The sequence below is a fragment of the Paucibacter soli genome, from assembly GCF_037482845.1.
GTDB classification, from domain to species: domain Bacteria; phylum Pseudomonadota; class Gammaproteobacteria; order Burkholderiales; family Burkholderiaceae_C; genus Paucibacter_B; species Paucibacter_B soli.
The window spans coordinates 286,968-308,262 of sequence record NZ_JBBHJW010000003.1; the positions used below are offsets into that span (position 1 = coordinate 286,968).

Below are 21,295 nucleotides of genomic sequence, written 5' to 3' on the forward strand. Positions count from 1 at the left end.
GGGTTCAGGCCCGCCTGGTCTTGCCGCCCGCTTCGCCCAGCAGGCTTTGGCAGCGCTCCTCATGCTGGGCGATCTCGGCCAGCGTGACCTCGATGTCGTCGAGCTGCTGCTCCAACTGGCGGCGGTGCTGCTGCAGCACCGCCAGAAAGGCCTTCAGCTGCGGCGCCGCGTCGGACTCGGAGTCGTACATATCGACCAGCTGCTTGACCTCCTGCAGGCTCAGGCCCAGGCGCTTGCCGCGCAGGGTGAGCTTGAGGCGGGTGCGGTCGCGGTGCGTGTAGACGCGGTTGCGGCCGGCACGTGCGGGCGTGAGCAGGCCCATGTCCTCGTAGAAGCGGATCGCGCGCGGGGTGATGTCGAACTCGGCGGCCAGCTCGGTGATGGTGAACAGGCGCGTGGCCGGCTCGACCGCACGTGTCGCTGCCTTGCTGCTCTTCTTGGCCGGACGGCTGGACTCGGTGCTCATGGCTACACTGGGCTCACATGACGTTAACGTAAACGTAAGTCTAAGGCAGAGCGCTATGGCCAACCCACGCGAATCGGAATTGATCTATCCCCTGGGCGGCGCCCTGCCCGAGCCCGGCGGCGTGCTGGAGCTGCAGCCCGGCGTGCGCTGGTTGCGCATGGGCCTGCCCTTCGCGCTGGACCATATCAACCTCTGGCTGCTGCGCGACGAGATCGACGGCCGGGCTGGCTGGAGCATCGTCGATTGCGGCATCCACAGCGAGGCCACCCAGGCGCATTGGGAACAGGTGTTTGCGAATCACCTGGACGGCCTGCCGGTGCTGCGCGTCATCGTCACCCATTTCCACCCCGATCACATGGGCCTGGCGGCCTGGCTGACGGAGAAATGGGCCTGCCGCCTGCATATGAGTGCGACCGACTACAACCTCGCGCGCCTGGCCAGCGGCTCCACCGTGGGCATGGGCGGTGCGAGCGCCGCCAACTTCTTCGCCAGCCACGGCCTCACCGACCCCGACTCGCAGGCCAAGATACGCGCGCGCGCCAGCTACTACCCCAGCATGGTGCCGGCGGTGCCGAGCAGCTACGCGCGGCTGATGGAGGGTCAGGTCTTGCGCATCGGCGGCCACGACTGGCGCTGCATCGCCGGCTACGGCCATGCGCCCGAGCACATCAGCCTGCACAGTGCCAGCCAGGGCCTGTTGATCTCGGGCGATATGGTGCTGCCGCGCATTTCCACCAATGTCAGCGTGGTGGATGTGGAGCCCGAGGCCGACCCGCTGAGCCTCTACCTGGACTCGGTCAGGCGCATGCTGAGCCTGCCGGCCGAGACCCTGGTGCTGCCCTCGCACGGCAAGCCCTTCCGCGGCCTGCATGCGCGCGTGGACCAGCTGCTGCAACACCACGACGAGCGCCTGGCCGAGGTGCTGCAGGCCTGCGCCGCCAAGCCCTGCCACGCGGCCGAGCTGCTGGAGCTGATGTTCAAGCGCAAGCTCGATCTGCACCAGACCACCTTCGCGATGGGCGAATCGGTGGCGCATCTGAATGCGCTGTGGCTGGCGGGGCGGCTGCGCCGCAGCCGGGATGAGAACGGGGTGTACCGCTTTTCAGCGATCTAGGCTCAACCGGTGTCCGCCGCCCCCGGGAGGGGGCGGCGGGTCGGGCCTTTTTTATGGCATCAACTTTTCGGTTCCAAGCGCGGGTCTACCGGATCCATGGGGATGCGGGGCCCTGGCGCCACCGTAAGTTCCGGGAGACTTGAAACCCTCGTGAACTCAGATGCGGGTGATGACAGCTTGCAGGCGCGAGTGTGAAGGCCACACCACGCCCGGACAAGCCCCCCCAAAGGGGGATGAGCTCAGGCCTCGAAGCTGGGCAGGGCCGCCTGGCGCAGGCGCTCGCGCGAGGCCTCGTAGTCCGGAATCACCGAACGCACCAGCGCCCAGAAGCGCGGGCTGTGGTTCATCTCGCGCAGATGCGCTAGCTCATGCGCCACCACATAGTCGATGGTGGCCACGCCGAAGTGGATGAGGCGCCAGTTCAGCCGTATCACGCCATCGGCGTTGGCACTGCCCCAGCGCGTCTGCGCCGACGACAGGCGCAGCCGCGTCATGTGCACGCCCAGCTGGGCGGCGAAATGGCGGCAACGCTGCTCGAACAAGGCCTTGGCCTGGCGCTGCAACCAGGCCTGCACGGCATCGCGCACCTGCTCGGCGCTGGCGCCCTGCGGCAGGCCCAGGTAGAGGGTGTGGCGCGCCACCGAGGCCAGCGTGGCTTGAGGGTCGGCCGCGCCGCTGTCGTAGCGCGCGCCGCCTGGGTGTTGCGCGGCGGACGGATCGAGCACCACGATCAGGCTCTCGCCCAGATAGGGCACGCTGCAGCCATCGGCCCATTGCACCCGAGCCGCCTCGACGCGCTGGGCGCGTTCGCGCTGCTCCACCAGCTTGCGCAGGATCCAGCCGGACTTGATCTGCAGCGCACGCTCGATCTCGCCCAGCGGCACCCAGCGCGGCGCGCTGACGCGCAGCCCCAACTCGCTGACGGTGAAACCGATGCTGCGGCGGCGTGCGCGGCGCAGCTCATAAGCCACGCGGTGGCCATCCAGCAGCAGCTCGCGGCTGTGCGCCGAGGGCATGGGGCGCTCGGGCCGGGCCGGCGGCGGCGGCGGCGCATTCACCAGGGGCGCAAGCTGCGGCTCAGCACCGTCGAACAGCGACAGCTGCTGCGCTTGCTTGGAAAAGAGCCCGGCCAGACGTCTCAGCATGGCCTGCGAGTGTACTGATGATTGCTCAAGCCAGCGTGCGCTGCTCGGCATGCCGGGCCGCGCTCGCGTAGGCTTCGGGATCGAGCCGCCGCATCTCGGCCTCGATCCAGGCCTCGACCTCGCGCATCAGCTCGGCCGGCTCGCGCCCCACCGAGGGGATGGGCCTGCCGATCGAGACCTCGATCACGCCGGGCCGGATCAGGAAGCTGCGTGGCGGCCAGCAGCGCGCAGACGTGGTGGCGATCGGCACCACCGGCACGCCGTTGGCGATCGCCAGGCGTGTGCCGCCGGTCTTGTAGTCGCCCTTGCGGCCGCGCGCGATGCGCGTGCCCTCGGGAAACATGATGACCCAATGCCCCATCGCCGCCAGGCGCTTGCCCTGCGCCGCCACGCGGGCCCAGGCCTCGGTGCGCTTGCTGCGATCGATGTGGATCATGTCCAGGCGCGCCATCGCCCAGCCGAAGAAGGGCACATAGAGCAGCTCGCGCTTGAACACATAGGCCATCGGATGGGCCATCAGGGTGGGGTAGGCAAAGGCTTCCCAGGTGGACTGGTGCTTGGACAGCAGCACCACCGCCGAGTTCTTGTCGGCCTTGCTAGGCAGGTTCTCCATGCCCTGCACGCGGTAATGCACGCCGCAGATCAGCTCGGCGCCGCGGATGGCCAGGCGCAGCCAGCCCACGCAGGCCCAGTAGACCTTGTCGCCGCGCGCAAACAGCGAGATCAGCAGCACCGCCATGGCCCAGGGGATCACCGTGGCGCTGAGGTAGAGCAGGAACAGCAGCGAGCGCAGCGCCGACAGCAGCGACAACATCATTCGCTCAGATCGCCCGGGCCGGTGTCGGGCGGCATGGCCTCGCCGCGCGCATCGGCCTTGGCGCGGCGCTCGTCCTGTATCAGGTGTTCGGCGAATTGGGTCAGGTCGGCATGCAGGCGCGCGCCCGGCACCTGGGCCAGCAGAGCCTGGAGCTGGGCCTCGTCGAGCTTGCCGAGGCGGTCGCTGCGCAGCAGATGCGGCACGCAGCCGGCGGCCTGGGCGGTCTGGATATCGCGCAGGCTGGCGCCCACCATATGCACCTGCGGCAGCGCCACGCCGAAGCGCTCGCCGATCTGCTCGATCAGGCCCGGCAACGGCTTGCGGCAGGTGCAGCCCTCCTCGGGCGTGTGCGGACAGAAGAACACCGCGTCCAGCCGCCCGCCCTTCTCGGCCAGCAGCTGATTCAAGCGCATATGCACCGCGTTCAGCGAGGCCATGTCCAGCAATCCGCGGCCGATGCCGGGCTGGTTGGTGGCCATCACCGTGTGCCAGCCCGCATGGTTGAGCCTTGCCACCGCCTCCAACGCCCCGGGCAGCGGTTCGAGCTCGTCGATCGACTTCACATGGTCGTCGCGGTAGCGGTTGATGGTCCCGTCACGGCCCAGAATGACGAGCTTCATGCTGTGGCTGTGGTCGGAGCGCATCGAGGGCATGGTGCTTGCGAACGAACGGTGGTTAGCTGGCCAGGCGGGATAGATCGGCCACGCGGTTCATCGCCTCGTGCAGACTCTTCAGCAGGCCCAGGCGGTTGGCGCGCAGCGCCGGATCTTCGGCATTCACCATCACGCCGTCGAAGAAGGCATCCACCGGCCCCCTGAGCGTCGCCAGCTCGCGCAGGGAGGCGGCGTACTCGCCGTTGTGGAACAGCGCATCGGCCACATGTGCGGTCATCTTCAGCGCGCCGGCCAGCTGCTGCTCGGCCGGCTCGACCAGCAGGGCCTCATTGATCTGTGCCTGCAGCGCTTGTTCTTCGCTCTTCTTGAGGATGTTGCCGATGCGCTTGTTGGCGGCGGCCAGCGCGGCCGCCTCAGACAGGGCCGCGAAGGCGCGCACCGCCTGCAGGCGCGCGCCCACATCGGCCAGGCGCTGCGGATTCAGCGCCAGCACGGCGTCGACTTCCTGGGCGCTATAGCCCTGCTCGCGCAGACTGCCGGAGAGGCGCTCGTAGATGAATTGCGCGAGCGCCTCGCTGGGGTCCTGGATCAGGCCACCAAAGGCCGGCACGGCCGCCTTCAGCAGGGTGCTCAGCGCCAGCGTGCCGGCACGTTCGGACAGCATGCGCACCACACCCAGCGCATGGCGGCGCAGCGCGAAGGGGTCCTTGTCGCCGGTGGGCAGTTGGCCGATGCCGAACAGGCCCACCAGGGTCTCCAACTTGTCGGCCAGCGCCACCACCAGGCCCACCTGGTTGCGCGGCAGCTCGTCACCGGCAAAACGCGGCTTGTAATGGTCTTCGATGGCCTCGGCCACGGCATCACCGAGGCCGTCGTGGCGGGCGTAATAGCCGCCCATGATGCCCTGCAGCTCGGGGAACTCACCCACCATGTCGGTGAGCAGGTCGGCCTTGGCCAGCTGCGCCGCCTGGTCCACCTGGGCGCTGAGTTCGGCGTCGGCGCCGAGCTGTGCGGCGATCGCTCCGGCGATCGCGCGCACGCGCTCGACGCGCTCACCCTGCGTGCCCAACTTGCCGTGGTAGACCACCTTGGCAAGACCTGGCACGCGCTCGGCCAGTCTCTTCTTGCGATCCTGGTCGAAGAAGAACTTGGCGTCCGACAGGCGCGGGCGCACCACGCGCTCGTTGCCGCCGGTCACCGCGCTGGCATCAATTGGGCGGATGTTGGAGACGACCAGGAACTTGTTGGTCAGCCTGCCTTCGGCATCCAGCAGCGGGAAGTACTTCTGGTTCGCCTTCATCGTCAGAATCAGGCATTCCTGCGGCACCGCCAGGAACTCGGTCTCGAACTGGCAGGTCAGCACATTGGGGCGTTCGACCAGTGCCGTGACCTCGTCCAGCAGGGCCTCGTCGTCGATCGGCTTGAGGCCCTCCTTGGCGGCCGCCTCGCCGAGCTGGCGCAGGATCTCGGCGCGGCGCTCGGCAAAGCTGGCAATCACGGCGCCCTGCTCGCTTAAGTAAGCGGCATAGCTGTCGGCACTTTCAATGCTCAGCTCGGGCAGGCTGGCCTCGAAGCGATGGCCGCGCGTCGTGCGGCCGGCGGCGAGGCCCAGGGCCTGCACCGGCAGCACGGCCGTGCCATGCAGGGCCACCAGGCCATGGGCCGGGCGCACGAACTTCACATCGCTCCAGCCATCGGCCAGCTGGTAAGTCATGACCTTGGGGATGGGCAGCTTGGCCAGGCTCTCGTCCAGCGCCTTCTGCAGGCCCTCGGCCAAGGTGGCGCCGGCCACGATGGAATCGAGGAACAAGGCCTCGGCCTTGCCGTCCATGGCACGCTTGAGCTGGGGCACGACGGCCGCATCGGCGCCCACCGCCGCCAGCTTCTTCAGCAGCGCCGGCGTGGCCTGGCCCTCAGCCGTCAGGGCCACGGCCACGGGCATGAGCTTTTGCTGCACGGCGCGATCCGCGGCCTTGGCGGCAACACCTGACACCTGCACGGCCAGGCGGCGCGGCGAGGCGTAGGCGGTGACGGCGGCCGCCGGTGCAGCCAGGCCTTGCGACTTCAGGCTGTCGGCCAACACGGCCGCAAAGGCCTCGCCCAGCTTCTTCAGCGCCTTGGGGGGCAGCTCTTCAACAAACAGTTCAACCAGCAGGTTCTTGTTCTCAGCAGTCATGGTTCAGGCCGCCTTTGTCTTCTTTTCGATCTGGGCAATCACTTCATCGGCCCAGTCCTTGGGCGCCATCGGGAAGCCCAGGCGGGCGCGGCTGTCCAGATAGCTCTGCGCCACGGCACGCGCCAGATTGCGGATGCGGCCGATGTAGGCGGCGCGTTCGGTCACCGAGATGGCGCCGCGTGCGTCCAGCAGGTTGAAGCTGTGGCCGGCCTTGAGCAGTTGCTCATAGGCGGGCAGGGCCAACTGCGCGCTCATCAGGTGCTGGCTCTGCTTCTCATGTGCCGCGAACGCGCTGAGCAGGAACTCGACGTCGCTGTGCTCGAAGTTGTAGGTCGATTGCTCGACCTCGTTCTGGTGGAACACATCGCCGTACTTCAGCCCGGGCGTGTACTCCAGGTCGTAGACCGATTCCACGCCCTGCAGATACATGGCCAGGCGCTCCAGGCCATAGGTGATCTCGCCGGTGATGGGCTTGCAGTCAATGCCGCCGACCTGCTGGAAATAGGTGAACTGGGTCACTTCCATGCCGTTCAGCCAGACCTCCCAGCCCAGGCCCCAGCAGCCCAGCGTGGGGTTTTCCCAATCGTCCTCGACGAAGCGCACATCGTTCTTCTTCAGATCGAAGCCCAGCGCCTCCAGCGAGCCCAGATAGAGCTCCAGGATGTTGGCAGGCGCGGGCTTGAGCACCACCTGGTACTGGTAGTAATGCTGCAGGCGATTCGGGTTCTCGCCATAGCGGCCGTCCTTGGGGCGGCGGCTGGGCTGCACATAGGCGGCCTTCCAGGGCTCGGGGCCGAGGGCACGCAAAAAGGTGGCGGTGTGGCTGGTGCCGGCGCCGACCTCCATGTCATAGGGCTGCAGCAAGGCGCAGCCTTGGGCGGACCAATATTCCTGAAGCTTGAGAATGATTTGCTGGAAGCTCAGCATGGTGGGCGCGTGGCGGTCGACATTGGGAAGCGCCCGATTCTAGGTTACCTATGCTGACGCTTCAGCCGCCATGCCAGCCCCAGACCCAGCAGCAATAACAAGCCAAAAGGCCAGAGCCCGCAGGCCGCCAGCCAGCGCGCATAGGGCGTGCTGCCCGTCCGCCCCTGCACCTCCACCTCCAGCACGCCGGCGGTGGCGGCGGGCAGGCGCGCCAGTACGCGGCCGCGATGGTCCAGCGCCGCGGTGGCGCCGGTATTGGTGGCGCGCACCAAGGGGCGCTGGAATTCCAGCGTCCGCATGACCGAAAACTGCAGATGCTGGTCCTGCACCATAAGCGTACCGAACCAGGCCAGGTTGCTGGCATTCACCAGCACGGTGGCGGCGTCTTTTTCGCCCGCCACGCTCTGCACAAAGTCCTCACCGAACAGATCCTCGTAGCAGATCAGCGGGCGCAGGCGCTGGCCGGCCACCGCAAAGGCCTGCTGGTGCTGGCCGGCGGCCTGGTCGTCCATGGGGATCTGCAGCATGCGCACGAACCAGTGGAAGCCAGGCGGGATGTATTCGCCAAAGGGCAGCAGATGGCGCTTGCCATAGCTGTAGGCTTGCTCGCCACCAAAGGCCTGCAGGGAGTTGACGAAGCCAGCGCGCTCGTTGCCCAGAAAGCTGCCCAGCAGCAGGGGACGCTCGCGCGCGCCCTGCTCCAGCGCCTGCACGAACTCGGGCGGCAGATAGGCCAGCGGCAGTGGCACCACGGATTCGGGCGTCAGCACCACTTGGCCACGGGCTGCAGAGATCTGCGCATACAGGCGCTGCAGGTTGGCGTCCATCAGCGCGCGGTCGAATTTCTGGTCCTGCGGCACATTCGGCTGCAGCAGCGAGAGCTTGATGCTGCCGCTGCTGTGGGTGAAGTCCTGCGGCAGCGCCAGGCCGGCCAGCAGGAGCAGCAGTGCGGGCGCCAGTGCAAGCAAAGCCCCACGCAAGGCCGCAGCCAGTGCCGCCGCCAGCAGTGCCGCCAGCAGGGTGATGCCATACACGCCCAGCCAGGGTGCCCAGGCGGCCAGCGGCCCGACCGTGTGCGCATAACCGCTGGCAATCCAGGGGAAGCCGCCGAACAGGGTGGCGCGCGCCAGCTCGGCAAGGAGCCAGCACAGCGCCCACGTCAGCCCATGCCAGGCCGAGGCCGAGCGACCTCGCAGCCACGCCGCCAGCGCCATCGCTCCGGCGAGGTAGAGCGACAAGAACGCCGCCAGCAAGAGCACGGCCCCGCCCGCCATCAGCCCCGGCAGATGACCGAACTCGTGCATGCTGATATAGAGCCACCACAGGCCCGCCGCCAGCCAGGTCAGGCCGAAGGCCAGCCCCAAGCGCGCGGCACGCGCCGGCGTGGCGTCCCAGCTGGCCCAGGCCAGCCAGGTCAGCGCCAGGGGCTGCAAATACCAGGCCTGGGTGGGAGCAAACGCGGCCAGGTGCAAAAGGCCGGCCAGCAGGGCCACCGGCCAGCTCTTGAGCAGGCGCTGCATCAGGCGTCGTCCGAACCGCTCTCGCGCGTGACCTTGAACCAGCGCACCGAACCGCCGCGCGTCAGCATGACCTGAAAGCGCAGGCCGGCCAGCGTCACCGTCTCGCCGCGCCGCGGCACGCGGCCATGCTCATGCGCCACCAGGCCGCCGATGGTGTCGAACTCCTGCGCCGGCAGCTCGATGCCGAACGCCTGGTTGACGGCCGCGATCTCGGCGTCGCCGGCCACGCGCTGGCTGCCGTCGGCCAGGGTGTAGATGCTGGACTCGCCGTCCTTGTCGTCGAACTCGTCCTCGATCTCGCCGACGATCTCCTCCAGCACATCCTCGATGGTGATGAGGCCGGCGGTGTTGCCGAACTCGTCGATGACGATGGCCAGGTGGTTGCGGTTGGAGCGGAAGTCGCGCAAGAGCTCGTTCAGGCCCTTGCTCTCGGGCACGAACACTGCGGGGCGCAAGAGCGTGCGCAGGTTCAGCTCGGGGGCACGCTGCAGCTTGAGCAGATCCTTGGCGAGCAGGATGCCGATGATGTTGTCGCGCCCATCCTCGTAGACCGGGAAGCGCGAATGGCCGGTCTCGATCACCGTGGCCAGCAAATCCTCATAGCCGGCGTCGATATCCAGCAGGTCCATGCGCGGCGCCGCCACCATGGCGTCGCCGGCACTCAGCTCGGCCATGCGCAGCACACCCTCGAGCATCTGCCGGGACTCGGGGGCGATCAGCGCCCGCTCCTCGGCATCGGCCAGGGTTTCGATCAACTCGGAGGTGGAATCGGGCCCGGGATGCAGGAATTCCAGCATGCGGTTCAGGAGACCGCGGGGCTCGGCGGCAGACTTGTGACCCCCACTCTTGGCGTGGGGGCTCCTACTAGGCTGGGGTTCAGACACAGTGCTGCGTGTCGTAGTTACAGGACGCACAGAATAACCGATTGACATTGCCGCCCGCTTGAAAGACAGTCAGCCGCCCTCATCTGTGGGGCTCGTTTGCTTCAGCTGTAGAGAACACCATGTCATCCGCATCCCAGGGTCTGATTCCCGCCACCATCCTCACCGGCTTCCTCGGCTCGGGCAAGACCACCCTCCTCAAGCGCGTGCTGTCGGAGGCCCATGGCCAGAAGATCGCCGTGATCGAGAACGAGTTCGGCGAGGAGAACGTCGATACCGAGATCCTGGTGGCCGAGACCCAGGAGCAGATCATCCAGATGAGCAATGGCTGCGTCTGCTGCACCATCCGCGAAGACCTGCGCACCACCCTCTCCGACCTGGCCACCAAGAAGCGCCGCGGCGAGCTGGATTTCGACCGCGTGGTGATCGAGACCACCGGCCTGGCCGACCCCGGCCCGGTGGCGCAGACCTTCTTCATGGACGACGAGATTGCCGAGAGCTTTCTGCTCGACTCCATCCTCACCCTGGTGGACGCCAAGCATGCCGAGCAGCAGCTCGACACGCGCCAGGAAGCGCGCCGCCAGATCGGCTTTGCCGACCAGATCTTCATCAGCAAGAGCGACCTGGTGGACGCGGCCAGCGTCGATGCCTTGAGCCACCGCATCAAGCACATGAACCCGCGCGCACCGCAAGAGCGCGTGCACTTCGGCGAGGTGCCGATTGCCAAGGTGTTCGACCTGCGCGGCTTCAACCTCAACGCCAAGCTGGACATCGACCCCGATTTCCTCAAGGCCGAGGAACACGACCATCACCACCACCATGATCACGACCATGAGCATGGCGAGCATTGCGACCACCCGCATCACCACGTGCACGATGACGACGTGAAGTCCTTCGTGTTCCGCTCCGACCGCGCCTTCAATCCCGCCAAGCTGGAGGAGTTCCTGGGCGCCATCGTGCAGGTCTATGGCCCCAAGATGCTGCGCTACAAGGGCGTGCTGAATATGAAGGGCACCGACAAGAAGGTGATCTTTCAGGGCGTGCACCAGCTGATGGGCTCGGACCTGGGCCCCAAGTGGATGCCCGGCGAGAAGAAGCAGAGCAAGATGGTCTTCATCGGCATCGACCTGCCCAAGGACATCCTCATGCAGGGGCTGGAAGGCTGCCTGGCTTAGTGCCACACTCAGTGACAAACTGAACAAAAAGGTGTTGGCACAAGCTGGCTACAATCCGCGGCGCCCGAGAACCGGCGCATGCTGGCAAGCAAGCGTCAACACCGTTGCGAACTGACCCCGCAGAGCAGGTATAAAGCCAACGAGGAGCGTGAACGTGAGCAAGACACCGGCCCCAAAACCCACCCCGACGCCGGCCAAGGCCGCCGCCGAGGGTCGCCCCGCTGCCAAGGCTGGAAAGACTGCGAGCAAGCCCAAGGCTGACGCGCACGAAGACTCCGCCGCAGTGGCCACCCTGGAAGTTGCAGCACCAACGCCCGGCAGCAACCGATTTGCAGACCGTTTTGCTCCCCCGAAGCCGCCAACGCGCCAAATGAGTAGCCCCGTGATTGAATCTCCCCGTACGCCGGCCAAGGCCGACCCCAAGCTCGTCAACGCCTGGAAGACCAAGGCCGGCCATGAACTGACCGATGCCGAAGTGCTCGCCATGCCCGAGAGCGAGTACATGAACGACAAGCAGATCGAGTTCTTCCGCGCCAAGCTCACCGAGCTGAAGGACGGCGTGCTCTCGAATGCCGGCGAGACCACCGAGCATCTGCGCGAAGACACCTCCATCGTGCCCGACCCGGCCGACCGCGCCACCATCGAGGAAGAGCACGCGCTGGAACTGCGCACGCGTGACCGCGAGCGCAAGCTGCTGAAGAAGATCATGCAGTCGCTGGCCCGCCTGGACACCGGCGACTATGGCTATTGCGACGAGACCGGCGAACCCATAGGCCTCGGCCGCCTGATCGCCCGCCCCACCGCCACGCTCTCGCTGGAAGCCCAGCAGCGTCGCGAGCTCAAGCAGAAGATGTTTGGCGATTGAGCCAAGGGCCACTGTTTCTGAACCCCAGCCAGCCGACGAGCGCGCATGACTGAACCGAAGGACGGCGAAAGCTTCTTCCGCAAGGTGGCGCGCTTCGTTGCCAATCCGACCACGGATTGGGCCGAGATCAATTCGCGCCATGACGACCCCGAGGGCGACGCCGCCAAGGCTGAGTTGCGTGCCATGGTGGAACGCAAGCGTCGCAACGACTTCGTGCGCAAGCGCGAGCTCGACATGCTACGCCGCATCCGCCGCGAGGGCCTCACCGCCGAACAGCTGGCGGCCCTGGGCGGATCCTCGTCGAGCATCGACGAGATCGTTCGCAACAGCGAGATCAATTCCAAGATCGACCTGGGCGTGAAGGCCAAGATCGACCAGATCGAGCAGCAGATGGTGGGCGAGAACTTCGCCCCCACCGAACGCCAGCACAGCCAGCACGGTCAGGGCTTCTTCGATACCAGCACGCGCCCCGCGCATTTCGCCCCCACCGAGCCTGCCCAGCAGGAGCTGGCACCGCGCGTGGCCGAATATGCGCCGCCCGAGGAGATCGAGCGCCTGGAGATCGCCCCGCCGCCCGCTGCCGTGGTGATGGGCGCGGGCATGTCGCCGCTCTCGGACGGCAAGCCAAGCATCCTGCCGCCGCTGGACCTGCCCGAGCCGCCGCTGAGCTTCAGGGCGGCCAACCAGCCGGCCGTCGAGGTGAACGAGTTCGTGCATGACGCCGAGCTCGACGAGGCGGTGATCGCCTTTGCGAATGCCGACTACGAAAGCTGCGAGCGCGGCCTGCTGGAAATGACCCGTCCCGGTGGCTTACGCAATCTGCACGCAGAAACCTGGCTGGCCTTGTTCGACCTTTACCGCGCCACCGGCCAGCAGAGCAAGTTCGAATCCCTGGCGGGCGACTACGCGCACCAGTTCGGACTCTCCGCGCCGCAGTTCTTCTCCCTGCCCAAGCTGGTGGCCGAGGCGGCACGCAGCGAGCGCGTGCCGCATGGCCATGCCGGCGGCGTGAGCTGGGCTGCACCCGAGTACCTGGACCTCGAGGCCGTGGCGCAGCTGCGCTCGCGCTGCGAGGTGCAGCCCATGCCCTGGGTGCTGGACTGGACCAAACTCACCCAGATCGATGCAGAAGCCTGCGCCAAGCTGCGCGAGCTGTTCCGCGCCTGGGCCAACCAGCCGCTGGACATACGCTGGCTGGCGGGCGACAACTTCCTGCTGCGCCTCAAGGAGCAGGCCCCGGTGGGCGTGCGCGACGTCGACCCGGCCTTCTGGATGCTGCGCCTGGAAGCGCTGCGGGTGGTGAACCGGCCCGACCAGTTCGACGAGGCCGCGATCGATTACTGCGTGACCTACGAGGTCTCGCCGCCCTCCTGGGAGCGTGTCAAATGCAGCGTGCGGGTGAGCGGCAATAGCCTCTCCACCAGCGCACCCGCCACCACCACCATGCATCCGGGCGAAGCGCCCAGCTCCTTCATGGAGACCAGCATCACCGACCAGACCCAGCTCGATGGCGCGGTGCAGTTGGAGCTCTCGGGCCAGTTGAGCGGCGACATCAGCGAAACCCTGCAGCTGATGACCGAGCAGCTGGGTGCCGCCACCGTCATCAACATCGCCTGCCCCAAGCTGATACGCCTGGACTTCATGGCCGCCGGCGACCTGCTCAACTGGGTGCTGGCGCGCCGCGGCGAGAACCGCGCGGTGATCTTCAGCGAGACGCACCGGCTGGTGGCGATGTTCTTCGGTGCCATGGGCATCAACGAACATGCCCGCATCAAGGTACGTCAGGTTTAGGCCCACCCCCTACGGCCTGCGGCCGCCCCCTCAAGGGGGCAACACCGGCAGCCCGGCGAAGCCGGATCTGCGGTGTTCGCTGGGCGGAACGACCACTTGGAAATGCGCAGCGCGCCCCCAACTGGAGCCCCCATGGACTCATCCTCTTCCTTCCCCAGCTACCACGGCACCACCATCGTCAGCGTGCGCCGGCAAACACCCCAGGGCCTGCAGGTCGCGATCGGCGGCGACGGCCAGGTGACCCTGGGCACCATCGTCGTCAAGGCAAGCGCGCGCAAGGTGCGCAAGCTCTATCGCGAGCAGGTGCTGGCCGGCTTCGCCGGCGCCACCGCCGATGCCTTCACCCTGTTCGAACGCTTCGAGGCCAAGCTCGAAAAACACCAGGGCAATCTGGTGCGCGCCGCCGTTGAGCTGACGCGCGACTGGCGCACCGACCGCGTGCTGCGCCGGCTCGAGGCCATGCTGGCCGTGGCCGACCGCGAGGCCTCGCTGATCATCACCGGCAACGGCGATGTGCTGGAGCCCGAGCAGGGCATCGTGGCGATCGGCTCGGGCGGCGCCTATGCACAGGCCGCTGCCAAGGCCTTGCTCAATCACAGCGAACTTTCGGCCGCGGAGATCGTCAAGCAGTCGCTGGTGATCGCCGGCGACATCTGCATCTACACCAATGGCAACCACACCATAGAGGTCCTGGAATGAGCCACGCAGCGCCGGGCCGTCCCAAGCAAGTGGCCATCCCCTCGGGGGATCGGTCGATGTACCCATCGAACGAGGGGCTCCAATGAGCAGCATGACCCCCCAGGAGATCGTCTCCGAACTCGACCGCCACATCGTCGGCCAGCAGGCTGCCAAGCGCGCCGTGGCGATCGCGATGCGCAACCGCTGGCGTCGCCAACGTGTGGACGACAAGCTGCGCGGCGAGATCACGCCCAAGAACATCCTGATGATTGGCCCCACCGGGGTGGGCAAGACCGAGATCGCGCGCCGCCTGGCCAAGCTGGCCGATGCGCCCTTCATCAAGGTCGAGGCCACCAAGTTCACCGAGGTGGGCTATGTGGGCAAGGACGTGGACTCGATCGTGCGCGACCTGGTCGACATGGCGATCAAGCAGGAGCGCGAGCACGCGATGCGGCGCCAGCGCACCCGCGCCGAAGACGCCGCCGAGGAGCGCGTGCTGGACATCCTGGTGCCTGGCAGCGATGCGGAAAACAGCACGCGCCAGCTGATGCGCAAGCGCCTGCGCGAGGGCACCATGGCCGACAAGGAGATCGAGATCGAGCTGCTCGAACCCAAGCCCACCATGGAAATCCTCGGCCCGGCCAATATGCCCGGCATGGAAGACATGGCCGAGCAACTGAAAGGTCTGTTCTCGCAGATGGGTGCGGGACGGCGCAAGACACGCAAGCTCAAGATTGCCGAGGCGATGCAACTGCTGGTCGAGGAGGAAGCCGCCAAGCTGCTCAACGAGGATGAGATCAAGGCCGCGGCCCTGCACAACGCGCAGGAGAACGGCATCGTCTTCATCGACGAGATCGACAAGGTCGCCAGCCGTGCCGAACATGGCGGCGCCGATGTCTCGCGCCAGGGCGTGCAGCGCGACCTGCTGCCGCTGGTGGAGGGCACGACGGTGAGCACCAAGTACGGTCTGGTGAAGACCGACCACATGCTCTTCATCGCCTCGGGCGCATTCCACCTCAGCAAGCCCAGCGACCTGATCCCCGAGCTGCAGGGCCGTTTCCCGATCCGCGTCGAGCTGGGCTCGCTGTCGGTGCAGGACTTCGAGGCCATCCTCTCCAGCACCCATGCCAGCCTGGTGAAGCAGTACCAGGCCCTGCTCGCCACCGAGGGCGTGACGCTGACGCTCAGCGCCGACGGCATCCGCCGCCTGGCACAGATCGCCTTCGAGGTGAACGAGCGCACCGAGAACATCGGCGCACGGCGCCTGGCCACCGTGATGGAGCGCCTGCTCGACGAGATCAGCTTCGACGCCCCCAATCTGGGCGGCCAGAGCATCACGCTGGACGCCGCCGCGGTGGACGCCAAGCTGGGCGAGCTGGCCAAGGACGAGGACCTGAGCCGCTTCATCCTGTAGGCCAGGCGCTTGACCAGCATCAACGCCGACCGGCGCCTGGGCCCCTAAGCTCGCACCATGCCACATCGCATGAGCACGCGCAGCTGGGGTCTGGCGCGGCCCTCGGCCCTGAATCCCGCCGCCACCAGGGTCGAGAAATTCTGGCGCTGGCCGGTGCTGCTGGCCTTGATCGCCACCATCCCGGCCTTCTACATCGAGCTGCTGGAAAACCTGCCCACGCCCTTGGCCATGGGCATCTACCTGTGCGCGGCGACCCTCTCGGCGCTGTCGCTATGGCGCGTGGCCCGCATGGTCAGCCACCCACGCCAGTACCTGCACAGCAATGCGCTGGACCTGGTGCTGATCGTCTGCCTGCTGGCGGCGGCCCTGCTGCCGCCCAGCGCAGAGCAGAGCTGGGCCCTGGCCGAGCGCCTGCTGGTGGCGCTGCTGACCCTGGTGCGCATGGTCTGGGCCGTCAAGTCCTGGGTCTCGCGCGGCAGCCTCGTCTATCTGCTGGCGCTCTCGCTGCTGGTGTTGGGCTTTTGCGGGGTCGGCTTCTGGGCCCTGGAGCCGCGGGCCCATAGCCTGGGCGACGGGCTCTGGCTGGCCTTCACCACCGCCGCCACGGTGGGCTATGGCGACATCGTGCCCACCACCCCGGCGGCCAAGATCTTTGCCGTGTTCGTGGTGCTGCTGGGCTATGCGGTGCTCTCGCTCGTCACCGCCGCGATCGCGGCGATGTGGGTCGAGACCTCCGAGCGTCGCATGGAGCAGGACATCCTGCGCGACCTGCACGCCCAGTTGCGCGGCTTGCGCGAGGAGGTGGCGGCGCTGCGCGAAGACCGCAAGCAGCCACCATCATCATCACGCTGAACGTCCCCTGCGTCGCCATAGCACGCCGAGGCCCAGCAGCAACATGCCCCAAGTGGCCGGCTCGGGCACCGGCTGCGCCGAGAACGAGGCGCCGCTGCCGGCGTCGAAGCTGAAGTTGCTGATCGTGTAAGCGTCGGCCCTGGCGCTGAACGTCACCCCGCCGAACAACTGCGGGTCCAGCGCCGCGCCACCTTGCTGCTGCATGAAGCTGCCGATCTGGAAGCCGCCGCCGGCCTGGAAGGCATTGGGGTCGGTCGTGCCGAGAAAGTGGAAGCTGATCTGCAAACCGCCGAGATCGGGCGCGCCGACCCCGCCGAAGATGAGATGGTCGGTGACGAAACCGCCCTGCCCGTCAGACTCGACCTCCAGCACCAGCCGCCCGCCGGCCTGGTTGACGAAGCTGCCACCGAGGGTCAGCGTGCCGGGCGAGTTGCCGGGACTGAAGATGCCGCGGTTGATCACGTCCGCGACGATCGTGCCGTTGCCACCGACATAGCCCTTGGCCCCGACCTCCAGCGTCGTTGCGGACAGCACGCTGTCGTTGACGATCAGCGTCGCGAGGCCGCCGTCGCCGGTGCGGGTGCTGCCAATGCCCACATAGTCGGCCGTCAGCGTCGAGCCGCCCAGCAAGCGCAGCGTGCCGACGGCCGAAGCATTCTGGCCGACGATGACGTCGCCCTGCGCGATCGTCAGGCTGGAGCCGCCGTCGAAGGTGGCCGTGCCGCTGCCGCCCAGGCCGACGACGACCGCGTTCATGCCCGGCTGGCCGCTGATCGTGACATGCGAGTTGTTCAGCACCTGGAGCGTGCCGCTGCCCTTGGGGGACTGGTTGATGCCGCCGAGCAGCATGCCCGCGCCGGCCGAGCCCATATTCGCGATGTTGACCTGCGCCCCGTTGCCGAAAAAGGCCGAACCCAGCGAGCCGCTGCCGTAGCCCAGCGAGAGGATCGAGCCATAGGGCGCGCCGACCCATTGGCCGCTGAGATTCAGCGTGCCGCCGTTGACGTTGAGGCTGCCGGTCGCGCCGTCGGCACCGACGTTCAGCAGCGTTGACCGGACCTCGCCGCCGTTGTTGACCGACAGGGTGCCGAAGCCGCCGCTGCGCCCGACATAGGTGATCGGATCCACACCGGCGACGCTCAGCAGCGAGCCGGCCCCGCTGACGACGACGTTGCCGCTGCCGGTCACGCCGTTGATCGCCTGCCCGATGGTCAGCCTTGTGCTGCTGATCGCATTCGGCGCCGAGCCGCCTTGCCCCAGCAGCGTCAGTTGGCCGCCGTTGACGATCTGGACCGAAGCGCTGCCGCCCCAACCGATCTGTCCAGTCGGATTGGCCCAACCCGAGCCGGCCGCGAAGGCTGGACTCTGCAGCGCCACGGTGCTGCCGGCGCCGTCGATGCGCAACGTACCCGAGGCGCCGTCGGCACCCGAGCCGTCGCCGACATAAAGCCGCGTGAAGGCATTGCCCTGCAGGTCAACGCGACCGCCATGCAGCACCTGGGCCGAGCCGAAACCGCCCTGCCGGCCCACATAGAGGTCAGCAAAGCTGCTGCCATAGCTGATCGCAGTACCGACGCCGTCGACCAGCAGCGAGCCGGTGGCGCCGGTGTTGCCGACCTGCACCCGGTTGACGCCCTGGATCTGGCCGCCGTTCATCAGCTTGACGCCGGCGATCGCGCCATTGCGGCCTATCCACAGGCCCGCGTTGTTGTTGTCGCTGTACACGACGGCCGCGCCGGGCCCGCTGACCAGCAGGCTGTGCATGCCGCCGTCAATGCCCAGCTGGATCCAGGCAGCATGCGAGCCGTCGGCATGCAGGCGCAGTTGCGCGCCATCGCGCACCTGGATGTCGCTCTGCGTATTGGCGCCGCCGCCGGTGCCGGTGAAGAAGTTGGCCTGCCCACCGTCGCTGGAACCACCGCGCACATCCCAGACAGAACCATTCCCCCTCATGAGCACCGAAGTCTGGGCCGACTCTGCCCCGGTCGGGCTGACACCCTGCGGGCCCCGCGACATCTGGACGCCCTCGGTCTCGAGCCGCCCACCATTGAGCACTTCGATCCGTGTCCGGGTGTTCGCGCCCGGGATGCCATAGGTATAGGGTGCGGCCGGCGGCGCACCGACGCTGGGCGTCGAGACGAACATCGTGCTCAGCAGGCTCACCCGCGAGCCCGGATCGCTGATGGTCAGCGTGAAGTCATCGCCGGCGTCATTGGCGACAAAGCTGCCGCACCAGCGGCCGTTGCATGCCGCCTCGTTGACGCGACCGTCGAGCACGGCGCCCTGGCTCACGACCAGACTGCCATTGTGCAGATTGAGCCGGTGCCAATCGACGGCGTCGAGCTCGATGCGTGACCCCAGCCCTTCGACTCGTACGTCACCACGAGAGGCTCCTACGGCCTGCCCCACCTGCAGCGAAAACGCCGACGCCGCGCCACCGTTGCTGACGGTGAGCTTGCCGCTGCCGTGCATACCGATATTGAGTTGGCCCACGAAGCTGCCATTGCGGTCGGTGCTGAGCAGGCTGCCAGCGCCGTCGATCAGGGCAGTGCCGCTGCCGCCGGCGCCAATGTCCGCGCGTCGAGCGCCAACAAGCTGGCTGCCCGACAGGACGGTCAACTCCCCTGCGCCCTGTGAATCTCCCAATGTCAGCGCGCTGTCGAGCGTGCCCTGCAGCCGTAGGCTGGCCCCTTGCGCGAGATGCATGCGGCCGCTGCCGCCTTGCGCGCCCAGCAAGACCCAGCTGTTCAAGCCACTCAGCTGCACCGTGGAGCCGCTACCTTCAACCGTCATGCTGGCTTGTCCGCGCCGCCCCAGTTCCAGCACCGCGCTACGCCCTGCCGGCGCCTCCATGAGCAGGGCACCACCGGCACTCACCGTCCAGTCGGCGAAGCTGCGCACATTGTTGGCCAGGTCGGCGCGCGCATCACCGCCATCCAGAGCGCTGCCATTGACCACCCAACGCGAGCCGGCACCGGTGATCAGCGCGCTGGCAAAGCTGCGCTCCTCCCCATTGGAGGCCTTGGTGTCCCAGACACCCGCGTGTATCTCCCGGCTGATCAAAAGTCCGCCGTCCAGCACCTCAACACGCCCATGCGTGCTGGCGCCAACCCTGCCAGTCGTCCACCCATCCAGTTCCTGTGTGGCCAGCTGTGTGCCCGCCACATGGAAACCGCTGATGAAACGCGCCTCACTGCCAAGGCCGGTGACGGTCAGAGTACCCGTGCTACCGGCAGCATGACCGACCATGGCCCCGCACCACTTGAATGCGCAATCGGCTTCATTCACGCTGGCGTCCAGCAGCGCGCCGCCGGACACGATCAAGCTGCCCTGATCCCAGTCGCCCAGGGCCAGCCGGTGCCCGTTGACGCGATTGAGTTGCAGCACACTGCCCACACCGTCGACCCGCACCGTTCCACGGGCATCCAGCCCCGAACCCATGTCCAGCGATCCAGTCTCAAACCGAGAGGCTCCAAGGATTTCGAGTTCCCCGCGGCCGCCAGACCTGCCCACCACGGTATAGCCAAAGTTGCTGCCGCCTTGACGCCACAGCGAACCATTCGACAGGCTCAGCGTGCCCTGCCCGCCCTCAATGCCCAGCCCCAGCGCCGACCCGAGGCTGGCGTCCATCAAGAATTGCGAGTTGTTGATTGACAGCTTGCCCACGCCCTGGCCCTGTCCGATCTGGGTGTCCATGCTTTGCCCCTGCATATGGACCACCGCGCCACTGCGCAGCGAAGCGGTGCCTTGCGACACGCCCTCCCGCCCAAGGCCGAAGAAGTTGTGCATGCTGGCCAGCATCTCGATCCGTCCGCCATCGACGGCCAACTCTGCCTGCGCGCCTTGGGTCGCGAGATCCAAAGTCGCATCGGCGCCGCCTGGCTTCAGGCGCAGTACACCGCCGGCCCCTACCAGGACTTCGGCCCGCGCCTTGCTGCCCGAGCCCAAATAGGCGTTGGCACGCCCCGTACCCAAGTCCCGCCCATTGATCTCCCACAGCGAACCCGCACCGGCTATCTCCACAAAGGCCAGGCTCCGCTCCTGGCCGTTAGCGGACGGTCCCGACCAGGACACCCCGGCCGACAAGTCGTCGCTGAACAGGCGCGCGCCGTCCAACACCTGCACACGCCCGGTGGTCGTGCCGCCTGCTACGCCGAAGCCGATGTTGTTGACGTTGATGTTGGCAATGATGAAGCCGTTCTGGAAGCGCGCCTCGCTGCCACTGCCGGTGACGATCAAGTGGCCATCAGAACCCGCGGCATTGCCGACGAAGCTGTTGCAGTACTGCTTGCCTTGCAGGCACTTCCAGCCTTCGGCACGACCGTCCAGCAGGGCACCGCCGGAAACGGTCATCACACCCGCGCCATTGTTGCCGACCTCAAAGCGATTGCTATTGCCATCGGCACGCAGCACCAGCACGGTACCCACACCGTCCAGCACAGCGGTGGACTGGGTGCCCATCGTCTGCCCAATCGAGAGCATCGCCAGATCCACAACGCTGCCCGCCAGTGCGGAAAAACTGGCATTGCCACCCGTGCCCAGCCACAGCTTGCTATTGGGCAGGCTCAGGTTGGGCCCATTCAACGGCGTCGGGCTCCACGGATCAAGCCCATAAGGCCCCGTCACCGTCACCGCCGCCTGGCCCAGCGGTGCGGTCAGACACAGCACGGCCGCCTGAGCCAGGGCCTGGCCAAGGCGGCGCGGTGTCCAGATGGAGGCAGAAGCTGACGATGAGCGGCGGCGAGTTCTCATGACGATTCCTCTCGGCAGTCCGGGCCGGCGCAGGCATGGCTGCACAGGCATGAAAGTGCCGAGCATCCGAGCCGCGGCCCGGATGCGCATCGTCAGAATTGAGGATTC

At 67.2% G+C, this 21,295-nt stretch carries 16 protein-coding genes; 7 read left to right on the forward strand and 9 right to left on the reverse strand.

The genetic code is table 11. The annotated features are described in order from the left end of the window. Positions 1–4 precede the first annotated feature (4 nt). Positions 5–466, reverse strand: a complete 462-nt coding sequence (locus tag WG898_RS09400) for a MerR family transcriptional regulator (protein ID WP_339602514.1) — start codon at positions 464–466, stop codon at positions 5–7. 55 nt (positions 467–521) lie between these two features. On the opposite strand from WG898_RS09400, the gene WG898_RS09405 reads away from it, so the two are divergent. Further along, positions 522–1,580: an MBL fold metallo-hydrolase gene (locus WG898_RS09405; protein WP_339602515.1), complete on the forward strand. Its 1,059-nt coding sequence runs from the start codon at positions 522–524 to the stop codon at positions 1,578–1,580. A 239-nt stretch (positions 1,581–1,819) separates the two neighbouring features. On the opposite strand, the gene WG898_RS09410 is transcribed toward WG898_RS09405, so the two are convergent. The 7 genes from WG898_RS09410 to WG898_RS09440 are packed head-to-tail and all read right to left on the reverse strand — an operon-like array spanning position 1,820 to position 9,663. Beyond that, positions 1,820–2,725, reverse strand: a complete 906-nt coding sequence (locus WG898_RS09410) for a M48 family metallopeptidase (RefSeq protein WP_339602516.1) — start codon at positions 2,723–2,725, stop codon at positions 1,820–1,822. Between the two features lie 25 nt (positions 2,726–2,750). After that, positions 2,751–3,539, reverse strand: coding sequence for a lysophospholipid acyltransferase family protein (locus tag WG898_RS09415; RefSeq protein ID WP_339602517.1), 789 nt, complete (start codon positions 3,537–3,539; stop codon positions 2,751–2,753). Further along, positions 3,539–4,162, reverse strand: coding sequence for a D-glycero-beta-D-manno-heptose 1,7-bisphosphate 7-phosphatase (gmhB, locus tag WG898_RS09420; RefSeq protein WP_339602518.1), 624 nt, complete (start codon positions 4,160–4,162; stop codon positions 3,539–3,541). The genes WG898_RS09415 and gmhB overlap by 1 nt, the downstream gene beginning before the upstream one ends. A 55-nt stretch (positions 4,163–4,217) precedes the next feature. After that, complete coding sequence (gene glyS / locus WG898_RS09425; RefSeq protein WP_339602519.1) at positions 4,218–6,332, reverse strand: glycine--tRNA ligase subunit beta; 2,115 nt, start codon at positions 6,330–6,332, stop codon at positions 4,218–4,220. A 3-nt stretch (positions 6,333–6,335) separates the two neighbouring features. Then, positions 6,336–7,259: a glycine--tRNA ligase subunit alpha gene (gene glyQ / locus WG898_RS09430; RefSeq protein WP_339602520.1), complete on the reverse strand. Its 924-nt coding sequence runs from the start codon at positions 7,257–7,259 to the stop codon at positions 6,336–6,338. A gap of 44 nt (positions 7,260–7,303) precedes the next feature. Next, positions 7,304–8,779: an apolipoprotein N-acyltransferase gene (gene lnt / locus WG898_RS09435; RefSeq protein WP_339602521.1), complete on the reverse strand. Its 1,476-nt coding sequence runs from the start codon at positions 8,777–8,779 to the stop codon at positions 7,304–7,306. Next, complete coding sequence (locus WG898_RS09440; protein WP_339602522.1) at positions 8,779–9,663, reverse strand: CorC family transporter; 885 nt, start codon at positions 9,661–9,663, stop codon at positions 8,779–8,781. The genes lnt and WG898_RS09440 overlap by 1 nt, the downstream gene beginning before the upstream one ends. 119 nt (positions 9,664–9,782) lie before the next feature. Between WG898_RS09440 and WG898_RS09445 the strand changes: the two genes are divergently transcribed. The 6 genes from WG898_RS09445 to WG898_RS09470 all read left to right on the forward strand — a co-directional run bounded on the left by WG898_RS09445 (position 9,783) and on the right by WG898_RS09470 (position 16,435). Then, positions 9,783–10,835 carry a CobW family GTP-binding protein gene (locus WG898_RS09445; RefSeq protein WP_339602523.1) on the forward strand — a complete coding sequence of 351 codons (1,053 nt, stop codon included), beginning with the start codon at positions 9,783–9,785 and terminating at the stop codon, positions 10,833–10,835. Between the two features lie 130 nt (positions 10,836–10,965). After that, the gene (dksA, locus tag WG898_RS09450; protein ID WP_444718931.1) at positions 10,966–11,700 is read left to right on the forward strand and encodes an RNA polymerase-binding protein DksA; all 735 of its coding nucleotides are present in this window, start codon (positions 10,966–10,968) and stop codon (positions 11,698–11,700) included. 45 nt (positions 11,701–11,745) lie between these two features. After that, on the forward strand, positions 11,746–13,491 hold the full coding sequence (locus WG898_RS09455; RefSeq protein ID WP_339602525.1) for a hypothetical protein: 1,746 nt from the start codon (positions 11,746–11,748) through the stop codon (positions 13,489–13,491). 132 nt (positions 13,492–13,623) lie between these two features. Then, the gene (gene hslV, locus WG898_RS09460; RefSeq protein WP_339602526.1) at positions 13,624–14,190 is read left to right on the forward strand and encodes an ATP-dependent protease subunit HslV; all 567 of its coding nucleotides are present in this window, start codon (positions 13,624–13,626) and stop codon (positions 14,188–14,190) included. Between the two features lie 82 nt (positions 14,191–14,272). Then, positions 14,273–15,583: an ATP-dependent protease ATPase subunit HslU gene (gene hslU, locus WG898_RS09465; protein ID WP_339602527.1), complete on the forward strand. Its 1,311-nt coding sequence runs from the start codon at positions 14,273–14,275 to the stop codon at positions 15,581–15,583. 69 nt (positions 15,584–15,652) lie between these two features. Next, entirely contained in the window at positions 15,653–16,435 is a 783-nt protein-coding gene (locus tag WG898_RS09470; RefSeq protein ID WP_339602528.1) for a potassium channel family protein, read from the forward strand. Here WG898_RS09470 and WG898_RS09475 read toward each other — a convergent pair. Continuing rightward, a complete protein-coding gene (locus WG898_RS09475; RefSeq protein ID WP_339602529.1) occupies positions 16,427–21,277 on the reverse strand; it encodes a beta strand repeat-containing protein in 4,851 nt (1,616 codons plus the stop codon). The two genes, WG898_RS09470 and WG898_RS09475, sit on opposite strands and share 9 nt — an antisense overlap. Positions 21,278–21,295 lie beyond the last annotated feature (18 nt).